This window comes from Paraburkholderia sp. BCC1885 (genome assembly GCF_900996235.1).
Taxonomy (GTDB): Bacteria; Pseudomonadota; Gammaproteobacteria; order Burkholderiales; family Burkholderiaceae; genus Paraburkholderia.
Map to the genome: position 1 here is coordinate 171301 of NZ_CAAJGM010000111.1, position 14315 is coordinate 185615.

Here is a 14315-nt window from a genome sequence, read left to right on the forward strand (position 1 = left end):
GGGTCCTCGTCCGCGCATTGTTTCGCACAGCCGAGGACCGTTGGCAGGTCAGGCGCCTAGTTCGTCATTTCCTTGATGTAGAACACCGACTGGATAGCCGGCAGCACCTGCTGGATGACGCGGTTGAAGGTCGTCGAAAGCGCCGTGCCGACATACACCACGTCCAGCGGCTGCAACTGGAACTGCGACGACAGCATGATGGCGTTCGGCTGAGTCATGTCGAGCCGATACACCTCCGGCGTGGTCGGATGGTCTTTCATGCCGCGCAGCACGTAAATCTGGCGAGGGTTCGCGTCGGTGTCGAGAATCCCGGTGGCCTGCGTGAGCGCGTCGGCAATGGTGAGCTTTCCTCTCAGCATCGACACCGTCTGCGGGGTTTTCACCTCGCCCATCACGAACACGCGGCTATCGACGCGGTCCGGCACGTTGACGATGTCGCCCGGCTGCAGCATCACGTTCTGGCTCGTATCGCCGCGGTCGAGCACGCCGTTGGCGTCGAGCACATAAAGCTGGTTGTTGCGCGTCAGCCGCACGCGCTGGATATCCGCAATCGACGTACTGCCGCCCGAACGTGTGATCGCATCGACCAGCGTGAGCGGCACGTCGCTGATGGCGAGCGGCCCCGGCGACTTCACTTCGCCGGTCACCTGCACCTTCTGGCTGCGGAACGACAGCACCCGCACGTCCACCTGCGGATTGCGGATGTACGGCACGAGACGCCGCGTCAGTTCGCTGCGGATGTCGCTCACTGTCTTGCCGCCCGCCTGCATGCGTCCGACGAACGGGAAGAAGATCGTGCCGTCCGGTGCGACGGTCTGACCATACGGATCGGCCTGGCCCGGCAAAGCGGTCGTGTACGGCTGCTGCACGGCGCCAGCGAGGGTCTGCGTGGTGTTGTCGCCGGTGGAGAGCGTGCTGCCGTTCGGCGTCGTCAGTTCAGGGTGATCCCACACGGTGATGCCGAGAATGTCCTGCGGCGCCACGTGATACACGTATTGCGACGTATCGCTGTAGCGGCTCGGCGGCAGCGGATGCTGCTGCGCGGCCGCCTGCTGCGCCTGGGCCATGACGAGATCGGAATCGATCAGATGGACCGGATAGGTTTCGGCCGGCTTGCTCGGCGATTCCTCTTTCAGACTGGAGGTGTCGAGATAATTGCCGGGTGCGGTCGCGCAGGCCGACAAAAAAGCCGTCAGCAAAAGAGCAGCAGTGAGATTTCGTTTCAGCATATTTTTTTCAGCCATTCCATGACCAGGTGTTCGATGAGCACGAGGCTCTCGCGATACTCGGTTTCCGCGCCTCCGTGCGGATCGGTGACATCGGAGTCCTGCCACTGGCCGAGCGGATACACCTTGCCGCGCGACACCGGATCGAGCGCCTCGACGTCTCTGACCTGACGGCGCTCGGTCACCAGCACCAGATCGGCGTCACGCACGATCTGGCGACTCAGGCGTCGCGAGTAGTGGATACCGGAGGCGACGCCGCGCTCGGCGAGCAGGCGCCGCATCACCGGATCCATGCCGTAGCCGTCGACGGCGCGGATGCCCGCCGAATGAAACCGGATTGCACGCCGTGGGTCTCCTGCGGCGCCCGTGGCGCTGTGCTGACGTGCCTTGAACAGCATTTCCGCGGCCGGCGAACGGCACACGTTGGCGTGACAGACAATCAGAACGTTGGCGAACATAGGCGAACTCCTTGTCAAACTCACTGCGCGGTGGCGGCCGCGCCGGCGACCTGCTGCGCGCCGCGCGCCGACGCACCGGGCTGGGCGTGCTGGCGGCCGATGGCGTGATATTCGATGCCGAGTTCCTGCAGCGTTTCGGGCTCGTACAGATTGCGGCCATCGAAAATCAGCGGTGTTTTCAGATGCTGTTTCAGGCTGCCGAAATCAGGACTCTTAAAGACTTTCCATTCCGTCAGGATCACCAGCGCGTCGGCGCCGCGCGCCACGTCCATTTCCTCGCTCTCGAAGCTAAGCCGCGCGTGCTGTTGCGGTGCGTGCTGCAGATCGAGCGCGAACACGCGCCTCGCTTCGTCGACCGCGACCGGGTCGTAGGCTTTCACGCGCGCCCCGCGTCGCAGCAGTTCGGCAATCAGCGGGCGGCTCGGCGCTTCGCGCATGTCGTCGGTATTGGGCTTGAAGGCGAGGCCCCAGACGCCGAAGGTGCGGCCCGCCAGATCGTCGCCGAGACGGGTGACGATCTTCTCCGCGAGAATCTTCTTCTGCGTTTCGTTGACGGCTTCGACGGCTTCCAGAATGCGCAGGTCCGCGTGATGCTCGACGGCGGTGTTGATAAGCGCCTGCACGTCCTTCGGAAAGCACGAGCCGCCATAACCGCAGCCGGCGTACAGGAAGTCGTAGCCGATGCGCGGATCCGAGCCGATGCCGCGCCGCACTGCTTCGATATCGGCGCCCACGCGGTCCGCGAGATTCGCCAGTTCGTTCATGAAGGAGATGCGCGTGGCCAGCATCGCGTTGGCGGCGTACTTGGTGAATTCGGCCGAGCGCACGTCCATGTACAGCGTGCGTTCGCGGTTGCGGTTGAACGGCGCGTAGAGGCGCTTCATCAGTTCGCGGGCCTTTTCGCCCGGCACGTCTTCGTCGCAGCCGAGCACGATGCGATCGGGCCGCGTGAAATCTTCGACCGCGGCGCCCTCTTTCAGGAACTCCGGATTCGATACCACCGAGAACATATGCTGCGCGCCACGCGTGGCCAGCTCCTCGGCGATCGCGCTGCGCACCCGCACGGCAGTGCCGACCGGCACGGTGGATTTGTCGACGATCACCTTGAAGCCGGTCATATGGCGGCCGATATTGCGCGCGGCGGCCAGCACGTATTGCAGATCGGCCGAGCCGTCTTCGTCGGACGGCGTGCCCACCGCGATGAACTGGATGTCGCCGTGCGCGACCGCCGCGGCGACATCGGTCGAAAACGTCAGGCGCCCTGCCTTGCGGTTGCGCGCGATGATCTCCTGCAGGCCCGGCTCGTGGATCGGTACGCCGCCGCCGTTGAGCACGTCGATCTTGCGCTGATCGAGGTCGAGACAGAACACGTCGTTGCCGATGTCGGCAAGACAGGCACCTGTCACGAGGCCCACATAGCCGCTGCCAATGATCGTCACGTTCATGAATTACACCTCGGAGATTTGAAGGGTTCTGAATCTGGGCGCCGGCGTCATGCCGGCGCCCGCTTTTGCGTGTCTGTGTTCGGAAATCGAGTCAAGCCAATGCTCAGGACGGTGCTCAATACGCATTGCTGCCCACGAAGCCCTTCCAGAAAGTCAGTACAACGATCTTGATGTCGAGCCAGAACGTCCAGTTCTGCATGTAGTACAGGTCGAGCTTCACACGTCCCATCATCTTTTCGATGCGGTCGGTTTCGCCCCGATAGCCGTTGATCTGCGCCCAGCCGGTGATGCCCGGCTTGATGCGGTAGCGGTGCATGTAGCCCTTCACCAGGTCCTTGTAGATGTCGTCGTGTTCGAGCGCGTGGGGCCGCGGTCCCACCACCGACATCTCGCCGCGCAGCACGTTGATGAACTGCGGTAGTTCATCGAGGCTGGTGCGGCGCAGGAATGCACCCACTGCTGTGATGCGCGGGTCGCGCCGGGTCGCCTGAGTGATCTTGCCGGCCGCCTCCGCGTGCACTTTCATCGAGCGGAACTTGTAGATCTCGAACTGGTTGCCGTCGATGCCCTTGCGCTTCTGCCGGAAAAACACCGGTCCCGGCGACGACAGCTTGACCATCACCGCGATGACGAGCATCAGCGGCGCGAGCGCGGTGAGCGCACCGAATGCGAACACGCGATCGAACACGCGCTTGGGCAGCACGCGCAGATCGGTGATCGGCGAGGCGGCGAGGTTGATGGCCGGCACGCCGAGCAGATCGACCATCGGCTGGCTGAAGAGCGTGAGGCTGCGCACGTCCGGAATGAAACGGATGTTGACGAAGTCGTTGCGCAACTCCATCACGAAACGATGGATGGTCTTTTCCTTCGAGATCGGTAGCGCGAGCCACAACTCGCGGATCGCACGATCGCGCACCAGCTGGATCATCGCGGCGAAATCGCGCTCTACCGGCACGCCCTCGACCGACTCGACTGCTTCGGGATCCTGATAAGGATCGATCGGGCCGTCTTCGTCATACACCACCAGCGGGCTGAAGCCCGCTTCCGGGCGGCTGCGCATCTGCTCGATCAGAAACTTGCCGTAGGGCGCGCCGCCGACGATCGCCACCGCCTTGTGATTGAAGCCCTCGCGGCGGATGCCCTTGAGCACCGAATAAACCAGCGCCTTGGTGACCATCAGCAGCACGATGGCCGCCGCCGCCCAGTACAGCAGCCACAGGCGCGACAGCAGGTCGGAGCGGTGCAGGCTGAAGCTGATCAGCACGCCGGTGGTCTCCACGATCACCCACGCGCCCGAGACGCGGAACAGCAGGTCCATGAGCGCCTTGCCGCGCCACGACTGATAGATCCCCAGCGCGGGAAAGAACACCACCACCAGCAGGCAGTCGAACGCCAGCGAGACGCTCTGCACATCGTCCAGCCAGACCCATTGCCCGTTATGCACGGCCGCGGCAAGCAGCGCGGCCAGCGCGACCATGGCGATGTCGATGATTCTCGATAGAACGCTCAGCATGCGCTGCACCTCAGATCGTCAGTCAAGTTCCATCCGTGAAGTAGGCGGGCGTGCGCACCGCGGGAAAAACATCGGCTACCGGCATTCATTTCGGGCCGCTGCGTAATTACCAATGAAGCTGCCAATGAAGCGGCGCTTTAGTTCGGCAAACCCATTCGGAATCGAAAAACTGCATGAGTGAATACCCGTACAGCCTAGATAAGGCGGTATTAAAATTCGCGCCGCAAGATCGCAAAATATCTCAAATTGTATCGGTCATATTTGCCGATTTTTTTTGTGATTTTTTCGGCAAATGTTGCTTTGCAGCATGTTTTTTACGGGCCGGAAACCTTCCGCCACGACGATATCCGCCGGTTTTCGGGCAAAACCTTGCACGCAGTGAGATTTCGACGTGCTGCCCCTTTTTTCAGCACTCTGCCGCAGTGCAAAATTCCTCGCCATTTTTCGATGATTATTTTTTAATTTTTTAGATGCCCTGCAATAAAAGCGAAATTATTCAGCCTGTTCGGATACCGCTTTACGATTAATTTTTCAAAGACTTCGATTAACGATCTTTTATTGCTTATTTACGCCGTGATAAAACTCGAAGCACTCACCCAGCCCCGAGGAGTACATCACCATGACAGCAACGGTTACGGCGTCCGTCGCCGACACCCGGCCAGACACCGCCGCACCCCTGAAGGTCAAGCTGAAGGTTCATCCCGTCATTCTGGCGGGCGGCTCCGGCACCCGCCTGTGGCCCATGTCACGCGAGCAATATCCGAAGCAGCTGATTGGCCTCCTCGGTGCCGACTCGCTGCTGCAGTCCACCACGCGCCGCCTCGACGCGCTCGACGCCGGGCATCCGCTCGCCGATCAGCTGATCGTGGTCGCCAATGAAGAGCATCGCTTTACCACCGCCGAGCAATTGCGCACCAGCGGCAAGCCGAGCCGCCTGATCCTCGAACCCGCCGGACGCGATACGGCGCCGGCCTTGACGGTGGCGGCGCTGTCGATTGCCGCTCAGGACGAAGACGGCATCATGGTGGTGATGCCCGCCGACCACGCGGTCACCGACGTCGAAGCCTTCCACGCCGCGGTCGCCGCGGGCGTGCAGCATGCGCACGAAGGCCATATCGTCACCATGGGCATCGTGCCGACGCACGCGGAAACCGGCTACGGCTACATTCGCCTCGGCGCCCCGCTCGGCCAGGTGGGCGCGCTCGACGCCCACAAGCTCGACCGTTTCGTCGAGAAGCCGCACCTCGAACTCGCGCAGCGTTACGTCGAATCTAAGGAGTACTGGTGGAATAGCGGCATCTTCATCATGCGCGCCTCGACGTGGCTTACCGCCATCGGACATTTTCAGCCGGCGATTCTCGCCGCCTGCGAAGCGGCCGTTGCCGGCGGCACGGCCGACGGCGATTTCTTCCGCCTGCAGCGCGAAGCATTCAGCGCCTCGCCGTCCAATTCGATCGACTACGCGGTCATGGAACAGCTCGGCGGCGATCCTTCGGTTGCCGCGGGCGTGGTCGTGCCGTTGCGCGCGGGCTGGTCCGATGTGGGTTCATGGGATGCCATCTGGCAGATCCTGCCCAAGGACGGCGCCGACAATGTGGGGCGCGGCAATGTGATGTTCGAAGGCTCGGCCTCGACCTTCGCGCATTCCGAAGGCAGGCTGATTGCCTGCGTAGGCACCCAAGATCTCGTCATCGTGGAGACGGCCGACGCCGTGCTGGTGGCCGACAAATCGCGCGTGCAGGACGTGAAGAAGATCGTCGGCCGGATTCGCGCCGAGGGCGGCGCGCTGGCGGCGAACCATCGCAAGGTTCACCGTCCGTGGGGCCACTACGATTCGGTGGACAGCGGCGAGCGCTTCCAGGTCAAACGCATTGTCGTCAATCCGGGCGGGCGGCTGTCGCTGCAAATGCATCATCACCGCGCCGAACACTGGATCGTGGTGCGCGGCACGGCACTCGTCACGCGCGGTGAAGAGCGTTTCATCGTCTCCGAGAACGAATCGGCCTACATTCCGCTTGGCACGACTCACCGCCTCGAAAATCCAGGCAAGATGCCGCTGGAAATGATCGAGGTGCAGTCCGGCTCCTATCTCGGCGAAGACGACATCGTGCGCTTCGACGACACCTACGGACGACAGTGAACCCTGCAGTTTGTCACTTGCTTTCTATGCGGATCCTGCGGCGGTTGCTCCTACCGTCCGCGGGTTGCTCTTTGGCTCATCCTGCGTGGGAAATGAGCTCTGAAGCCGTCGGGAATCGTTCGGCTGTGTCCGTCGTCACTTCGCCGGGATAGCGGCGCAGCGGCGCCCGCAACGAGCCCGTCAGCGGCGCGCCGATGGGCTTCGCGACGAGACCGACTGTCGGCACTCCTGATGATCCGTTGACCTGATTGCCTGGCGGCACGTCGACGCGCACTCCTGCCGACACGACCGTGGGTGTATTCGGCATGGTCCGCGCGGGCGGCAGGGGGCGTGGGTGGGCATCCGGCATCGGTGGCGGAGTCGGCGCTGCATTCGTCACCGGGGCCTGCCGGTCGATCCATTGACGCGCCCATTCCAGCGCGTATTCCCGCGCGTCGTCCGGATTCGCGAAACGTGGGCCGACGAGGCCGGAACGCTCGACGCGACGGCCATCGTGCTCGATCTCGGCCCAGGCGCGATACATCGCATTCGGCACACGCTCGGCCGTCACGTAGATCACGTAACCGGGACGATCGACGATCTGCGTGCCGCGCGCCGCGACGCTCATGGGCAGCGGACTGCGCGGATAATCGCGCTGCGGCGTCACACCACCCAACACGGCCGTGCGGCTGACGGGCGGCTCGGCGCGCGGCGCGGCTTCATGCGGCAGCGCGCCGGACAACTGACGCGTCATGTCGGCAAGCGGATCGAGCGAGCGCCAGCCGTTGGTGACGCCGGCAGGCGTCTGCCACGATTCGGGGCTCTTCCAGCTCACGCCGCGCAGGCTGTCTTCGCGCGCGGCCGCCGCCTCCGGCTGCACAGCAGGCTTCGCCGCCACCGGCTGCGAAGCCTGCGGGACGTAGACGAAGGTACGTCCCGTTTGCGACAACAGGCTGACCATCTCGGCGAGCGTGCCGTTCAGTTGCCATTCTTCAAAACGGCGCCGGCAGGTTGGACCGGACGGATAGCGCCCCGGCAGTTTCGACCAGGGCTCGCCGGTTGTGAGTATCCACAGGACGGCGTTCGCCACGACACGTGGCTCGGCGCGCGGCCGGCCGCGTCGATTCAGACGGACCGCCGGCTCATCGGAAACAAGCGCCGCCAGCAGCGCCCATTCGTCATTGCTTAGCTCATCGAAAAACATGCGGTTCTCCACACAGCCTGGCCAGGCTGCGGCGTTGGGCCGCTCACGAATTCAGCGTTCACGATTCGTGTAGTGCCCTCGGTTGCACAAATATGTATTTACGTCCCGGCTAAATCGCGCATGCCGCACTGTGATAGTGCGAACCTTCCCCACCGCGAAGCACAAAACGTGGTCTCACTCGTGCATTGGAGAATTTGTGCAGGAAGCATACCATCACCAGGGTTTGCATGAATATGACAATGACAAGTGTTACGGATGGAAACAATCTTGTCCCATTTGCGGTGGCGATTTTCTAATAGCCGCCGCGGAACAGGTGTCAGTGGCAACAGCGCAACCGGCTATCGTGCAGACCCCTTTGGTGGAATATTCCAGCAATTTCGGCGTAATGATGGCTGAAGATTTTTACGCTTTTTTATCGTCGGCGAGATCGGCGCATGCGCGGTGGGTAAGCGGCTTGCGCGCGTTGGCTCCGTCGCATGATGCACTTGTTTTGAGCCTGTTTTGTGCTGGTTTTGCGCTTCGCTCGCATGCGGTAGCGCAGTGTCGCCGTGCTGCTCACCACGCCAGATCGCGCTGTCACTCGCGCTAAATCGCCCGATAGAACATGACAATGTCGCGTGAATTGCCGGGCAAAAAATTCATCGCGTATCAATCATGTCAATATTGCATCATTACGATAGTTACGGAATTTTCTGCCGAATTCTTATTGATGCCGTTCGAATGGTTGAGATGCCAATGTGTGCGCTCTGCAAGGTATTGCGAAACCTGAATAAGCGTGTAGACAATCGCCCGGCGCCATGTCGTTTAATACGGAATCCATAATATTTGCGCGCCACGTAAATGCCGGATCGCTTTACTGAGAACCTGCCAGAACCCCCATTCGCGTTGCGGGAGAGCCCGTCAGGCCGCCATCGCCGCCTGCCGCTCGCTCCAGGGAAAACCAGCCCCGCAGCCTGTCAACCGGCCAACAGCGTCATCCGTTTTACCTGACAGTTTTGCCATAATAACGACGGCGATGGGCAAACGGATGCCTCTGACGCCCGGTTGTACAACTACCAATAACAGTTTCACTACCGATGGAGTGTCCCATGAAGATCCAGTCCGCTCTCGCTGCCCTCGTGCTCGGCGCCGTGCTTGCGTCGCCCGCTTTGGCCCAGAACAGCCAGCAGTCGAAGATGACCGCCTGCAACCAGCAGGCCGGCGACAAGAAAGGCGACGACCGCAAAGCCTTCATGAAATCGTGCCTGTCGGCGAAGCCCGCCGCCGCGCCGATGTCGCAACAGGACAAGATGAAAGCCTGCAATACGCAAGCCGCCGGCAAGAAAGGCGATGATCGCAAGGCCTTCATGTCCACCTGCCTAAGCAACAAGAGCTAAGCGCGAGCTGCTGCGGGCGCCGCCAGCGCGCCCGCTCTCCCGCCTTCCCGTTCCCCCCTCTCACGCGCTCTCCGCGCGCCGCCCTCATTTGGCCGCTAACCCCGCCTGCAAAGTCGATTCGCCCGAATCCGGCATTTTCTTCTATGATGGCTGCGGAGACGGCCCATCTATACAACACCAATGCGCCATCGGGCCGCCATCTTGTCGTTGATGCCAAAGAGCATTGAACGGAGGCAAGAATGGTATGGAGACACAAAAACCGCTGGTTCAGGCGGTGGCTGGTCGTCATCGTCTTTTGGGCGGTGCCGGTCGCGATTGTCGCGGTGCGCGAAATCCAGGAGGAGATGGCTTATAACGCCGTCGACCTCGACCGCTCGCTGACCAGCTGGAATCTCACCGACGCCCAACGCGCCGCCGGCGCCCTCGCCCGCTGCCACGGCGACCCCGACGAAGCACGTGCCGCCGGTTGCCCAGCCGACGTACTGGCCGCCAATGCGCCCCGTCAGCAGGAAGCGCGCGACGAATATGCCCTGCGCCGCACCACGCTGTTTGCTTACCTGTGGCACGCCTTCGTCGGCTATTGGGTGGTGCCGGCGGCGATCCTGTTTGTGATCGGCATGGTGATTGGCGGAATTCGGCGCGCGCTGCGCCGACCGCCTTCTGTCAAAAGTACGACAAATCATTGAGTGCGGGCGCGTCGCCGCCTGCGGCGGCTGTTGCGCGAACGCGATGCGGCATCTTTGCAACACATTCGAACAATTCTTTCATTTTTATTTCATACGGTGCGTGCGCATCCGAAATCGGTAAAAAGTGACGCGTCGACGGCTTTTCTAAACTGCCCGCATGGGCGCTAGGGCAAACGCGAGGTCGGCGCAAAATTCGCTGCGTTTTAAGCGCCTGACATGCTTTGACGACGCCCTTGCGATCGGTCAATGTTACCCAACAGTTTTTTAGAATTGGCCGCAAAGCCCCGCCCCATAAGGGTTTTCGGCACACGGGGTTTGCCCCCTTTAAGCGCGCGTGTGATATAACTAATCAGGCAACCCAGCAACACCACTTGAGGTTGCGCCCAGGAACCGTGATGGAGAAAAACGATGCAAAGACGAAACTTCATGCTCAACATAACCGCCGCGTTAGCTTTCGGAAGCCTTGCACTCGCTGGGTGCACAACGTCGTCGGGCCAGCCCGATAACGCTTCGACCAACATGTCCAAGCGTCAGTCGATCGACGCCAGCGTGGACGGCACCATGTCGCGCCTCTTCCAGACGGTGCCCGGCTCGCGTGAGCTCGTGTCGAAGGCGCGTGGCGTACTGGTATTCCCGTCGGTCCTGCAGGCGGGCTTTATTGTCGGCGGCCAGTATGGCGAGGGTTCGCTGAAGGTCGGCGGCGGCACGGTCGGCTACTACAGCACGGTCTCGGGCTCGTTTGGCCTGCAGGCTGGCGCGCAGTCGAAGGCCATCATCTTCCTGTTCATGACGCAGGACGCGCTCGACAAATTCCGCAACACCGACGGCTGGTCCGCCGGCGGCGACGCTTCGGTCGCGCTCGTGAAGATGGGCGCCAACGGCGCGATCGACACCACTACCGCCACCGCACCGGTCGAAGTGTTCGTCATGACGAATGCCGGCCTGATGGGCGACGTGTCGATCAACGGCACCAAGGTCTCGCGCCTGAAGATCTAAGCCGCGCGGCATGAGGGAGGCGCGCAGCCTCCCAACAAAAAACGGCGATGCCTCCTGAGGCATCGCCGTTTTTCTTGCTGTGTGTGTTCGTGCTGTGGGCTGCGTGCCGCAGCTGCGTGTTCCCCGGACGCCGCCGCTCGCGTGTCCTCTCGTGCAAGAAGCGGCGGCGGGCCGCGCCACCTAGCGCGGGGCGGACGTATCGATCACCTTAAAGCGCGCACGCTTCTGCGCGCGAATCACCGACTGATACGCGTCGACATACTGCTGCGCCATCCGCCGCGAGGTAAAGCGCGCCTCGAAGCGGGCCCGCACGCCGGCGCGCGGCACCTTATGCAATCGATTCACCGCGGCCACGGCGCCAATCTCGTCTTCGACGATAAAACCCGTCACGCCGTCGTCCAGCACCTCCGGTACCGCGCCGCGATTGAAGGCGATCACCGGCGTGCCGCACGCCATCGCCTCGATCATCACGAGACCGAACGGCTCCGGCCAGTCGATCGGAAACAGCAGCGCGTGCGCGCCCGAGAGGAATTCGGCCTTCTGGTCGTCGGCGATCTCACCGATGAACTCCACATACGGCAGATCCAGCAGCGGTTTGATGTCGCGCTCGAAATACTCCTGGTCGGCCGAATCGACCTTCGCCGCGATCCGGATGGGCAGCCCACAGCGGCCGGCAATGCGGATCGCCGTATCGACGCGCTTTTCCGGCGAGATGCGGCCAAGAAACGCCAGGTATCGCTGTTCGACCGGTTGAGGCGTGTAAAGCATTTCCGGCAGGCCGTGATAGACCGTCGTCAGCCATTTGGCCTGCGGCAGAGGCTGGCGCTGCGAGTTCGAAATGGAGATAACTGGCGCGGTGTTGAAGGTGTCGAAGACCGGCTGCTGCTCCGGCAAATCGAGCCGGCCGTGCAAGGTCGTGACAAAAGGCGTGTCCTGGCGTTTGAAGACGGAGAACGAGTAATAGTCCATGTGGAAATGGAGCACGTCGAACGATTCGGCCTGGCGGCGTACCAGCTCCATCAGCAGCATGTGCGGCGCGATGCGGTCGCGAATGCCCGGGTCGAGCCGCAGCGCGCGCGGCCAGACCGCTTCGAGTTTCGCGTTGGTGACCGAGTCGCCGCTTGCAAACAGCGTCACGTCGTGGCCGAGGTCGACCAGCGCCTCGGTGATGTACGAGACGACGCGCTCAGTCCCGCCGTACAGCTTGGGCGGCACCGATTCCGTCAAAGGGGCGATTTGAGCAATTCTCATCGTTGTCTCCGTGACCTGCTTGTGTCCGTGCCGCCAATTATTGCCGATTACGCCCTAAAAAGCCGCAATCCTTTCAATTGCTTTGCGCTGTTACAGTCAGGAAACATCCGTGCTGCATGGAATCCCCGATGACGGCCGTTTCCCAGCCTGAGTAAGGCTCCGGCAGGGAAATATGGCGTCGCATCGGGCGTCTACAATTGGCGTCCGCATTTGGCGTGATCAACGCACCGGCCACCTCCACGGCGGCATGTCCAGCTCATCCGCACCGGCAATGCGCGTGGCGCCCAGCTCCTTTTCGAGCACGATGAATGACCGCCGTCCTCACGCTCGAGCGCCGCAATCAGCCGCGCCGCGTGCGACACCACCACTACCTGCGAATGCCGTTCGGCCCGGTGACGATATTCAGCGCGCCGGGCGGCACGATCGCTTCACGCAGCGAGCGATAGTTGGCAATCGCGAGCGCGCCCAGCATGGCGCCTCGCATCAGGACGAGCGGCCCGCCGGCCCTTGCGCCGCCACATGCAGCGGCACGCTGCGCAGGTCGTGCAGGAACGAATCGCGCCACACGCCGAGGTCGCTCGCGCGCAACGCCGCCATGTTGATCTCGTGACGGCGCTGGCGCGCTTCGAGCGGCATCGACAGCGCGCGCTGCAAGGCTTCGCACATGCCCACCGAGTCGTGCGGATTCACCAGCAGCGCGCCGCTCAGTTCCGCCGCCGCGCCCGCGAAGATCGACAGCACCAGCACGCCCGGATCGTCGGGGTTCTGCGCGGCCACATACTCCTTGGCGACCAGATTCATGCCGTCGTGCAGCGGCGTGACGAAGCCGATCTGCGACTCGCGAAACAGCGACATCAGTTTCCAGCGGTCGTAGCGCTGATTCAGATAGCGGATCGGCGTGTAATCGAGGCCCGAATAGCGGCCGTTGATGCGCCCCGCTTCGTATTCGAGGTCCTGACGGATCTGCTGATAGGTGACGACGTCCGAGCGCGTGGGCGGCGCGATCTGCACCAGCGTGACATTGCCGCGCCATTCGGGCGAGCGCTCCAGCAGATGCTCGAAGGCACGAAACCGCTCGACGAGGCCCTTCGAATAGTCGAGCCGGTCGACGCTCATGATCAGCTTGCGGCCTTCGAGGCTTTGCTTGAGATCGAGCACGTGCTGGCGGCTTTCGTAACGCTGGGCCTGCTCGGCGATTTCATCGGGGAATACGCCGATCCGGTACACGCCCGTGCGCAGCTTGCGTCCGAAGGCTTCCGCGTGACCATCCGCGGTGACGCTGCCGCGCGCGTGGCGCACCAGGTAGTCGTGGAAGGCCTGCTGGTCGGTGGCGGTCTGGAAACCCAGCAGGTCGTAGCAGCAAAGCGACTTCACCAGCTCTTCGTGCGGCGGAATATTGAGCAGGATCTGCGGCGCCGGAAACGGAATGTGCAGGAAAAAGCCGATCCGGTTGGTGATGCCCTCGGAGCGCAACGCTTCGGCAAACGGGATCAGATGATAGTCGTGTACCCAGATGACGTCGTCGGGTTCGAGCAGCTTGATCAGACGGTGCGCGAGCCACGCGTTGACGCGCCGGTATCCCGCGTATTCTTCGCGCTCGTAACGGGCGAGGTCGTTGCGATAGTGGAACACCGGCCACAGCGTGGCGTTCGAAAAGCCGCGATAGTACTGGTCATAGTCCTTGCGCGTGAGGCCGACGGTGGCAAACGTCACCGCGCCTTCCTGTTCCAGCGTGGGACCGGCATTGGCCACGGTTTCGCTGACCACGTCGCCGCTCCAGCCGAACCACACGCCTCCGGCGTCCTTCAGAGCGCCGAACACGCCGACAGCGAGGCCGCCTGCCGATCCCCTGGTTTCCGTCGGCGTTGCGACGCGATTCGACACGACGATCAGTCGGCCCATGTCCTCGTCCTCCTCGGTTCAGCGGACGGCCGCAGGAGCGCGCCGTCCAGGTTCGCTTGTCAGGTCAGAATGCCACTTCGACCCGTCTCGAGGAGGATCAGTTGCAAGTCCGGCCGGCAGCCGGCCTTGCGCGGCGGGG

12 protein-coding genes and 1 pseudogene are annotated in these 14315 nt (G+C 62.6%); 5 read left to right on the plus strand and 8 right to left on the minus strand.

Features of this window, described 5'->3' with window-relative positions:
* Nucleotides 1–56: 56 nt before the first annotated feature.
* The 4 genes from FQ755_RS09780 to FQ755_RS09795 form a co-directional block, all read right to left on the minus strand.
* Nucleotides 57–1229 carry a polysaccharide biosynthesis/export family protein gene (locus tag FQ755_RS09780; protein WP_144153542.1) on the minus strand — a complete coding sequence of 391 codons (1173 nt, stop codon included), beginning with the start codon at nt 1227–1229 and terminating at the stop codon, nt 57–59.
* Nucleotides 1223–1684: a low molecular weight phosphotyrosine protein phosphatase gene (locus FQ755_RS09785; RefSeq protein WP_144153544.1), complete on the minus strand. Its 462-nt coding sequence runs from the start codon at nt 1682–1684 to the stop codon at nt 1223–1225. Before FQ755_RS09785 ends, FQ755_RS09780 begins: the two co-directional genes overlap by 7 nt.
* Nucleotides 1685–1704: 20 nt before the next feature.
* Entirely contained in the window at nt 1705–3129 is a 1425-nt protein-coding gene (locus FQ755_RS09790) for a UDP-glucose dehydrogenase family protein (RefSeq protein WP_144153546.1), read from the minus strand.
* A 115-nt stretch (nt 3130–3244) separates the two neighbouring features.
* Complete coding sequence (locus tag FQ755_RS09795; protein WP_144153548.1) at nt 3245–4642, minus strand: undecaprenyl-phosphate glucose phosphotransferase; 1398 nt, start codon at nt 4640–4642, stop codon at nt 3245–3247.
* A gap of 173 nt (nt 4643–4815) precedes the next feature.
* Between FQ755_RS09795 and FQ755_RS09800 the strand changes: the two genes are divergently transcribed.
* Together FQ755_RS09800 and FQ755_RS09805 are read left to right on the plus strand one after the other, a co-directional pair.
* Nucleotides 4816–5112: a hypothetical protein gene (locus FQ755_RS09800; protein ID WP_144153550.1), complete on the plus strand. Its 297-nt coding sequence runs from the start codon at nt 4816–4818 to the stop codon at nt 5110–5112.
* Between the two features lie 149 nt (nt 5113–5261).
* Nucleotides 5262–6782, plus strand: coding sequence for a mannose-1-phosphate guanylyltransferase/mannose-6-phosphate isomerase (locus FQ755_RS09805; protein WP_144153552.1), 1521 nt, complete (start codon nt 5262–5264; stop codon nt 6780–6782).
* A 76-nt stretch (nt 6783–6858) separates the two neighbouring features.
* Here the strand turns inward: FQ755_RS09805 and FQ755_RS09810 are convergent, their stop codons facing one another.
* Nucleotides 6859–7965: a DUF6566 family protein gene (locus FQ755_RS09810; protein ID WP_144153554.1), complete on the minus strand. Its 1107-nt coding sequence runs from the start codon at nt 7963–7965 to the stop codon at nt 6859–6861.
* A gap of 1088 nt (nt 7966–9053) precedes the next feature.
* Between FQ755_RS09810 and FQ755_RS09815 the strand changes: the two genes are divergently transcribed.
* From FQ755_RS09815 to FQ755_RS09825, 3 genes are all read left to right on the plus strand, one after another.
* A complete protein-coding gene (locus FQ755_RS09815) occupies nt 9054–9341 on the plus strand; it encodes a PsiF family protein (protein ID WP_144153556.1) in 288 nt (95 codons plus the stop codon).
* Nucleotides 9342–9580: 239 nt separating this feature from the next.
* Nucleotides 9581–10027 carry a hypothetical protein gene (locus tag FQ755_RS09820; RefSeq protein WP_144153558.1) on the plus strand — a complete coding sequence of 149 codons (447 nt, stop codon included), beginning with the start codon at nt 9581–9583 and terminating at the stop codon, nt 10025–10027.
* 408 nt (nt 10028–10435) lie between these two features.
* A complete protein-coding gene (locus tag FQ755_RS09825) occupies nt 10436–11023 on the plus strand; it encodes a YSC84-related protein (protein ID WP_144153560.1) in 588 nt (195 codons plus the stop codon).
* Between the two features lie 180 nt (nt 11024–11203).
* Here the strand turns inward: FQ755_RS09825 and FQ755_RS09830 are convergent, their stop codons facing one another.
* The 3 genes and pseudogenes from FQ755_RS09830 to otsA all read right to left on the minus strand — a co-directional run bounded on the left by FQ755_RS09830 (nt 11204) and on the right by otsA (nt 14176).
* On the minus strand, nt 11204–12274 hold the full coding sequence (locus FQ755_RS09830) for a glycosyltransferase family 4 protein (RefSeq protein WP_144153562.1): 1071 nt from the start codon (nt 12272–12274) through the stop codon (nt 11204–11206).
* 219 nt (nt 12275–12493) lie between these two features.
* A pseudogene (locus FQ755_RS38055) lies at nt 12494–12666 on the minus strand (AAA family ATPase); the annotation flags it as partial.
* A gap of 91 nt (nt 12667–12757) precedes the next feature.
* Nucleotides 12758–14176: an alpha,alpha-trehalose-phosphate synthase (UDP-forming) gene (gene otsA / locus FQ755_RS09840; protein WP_144153565.1), complete on the minus strand. Its 1419-nt coding sequence runs from the start codon at nt 14174–14176 to the stop codon at nt 12758–12760.
* Between the last annotated feature and the right edge of the window lie 139 nt (nt 14177–14315).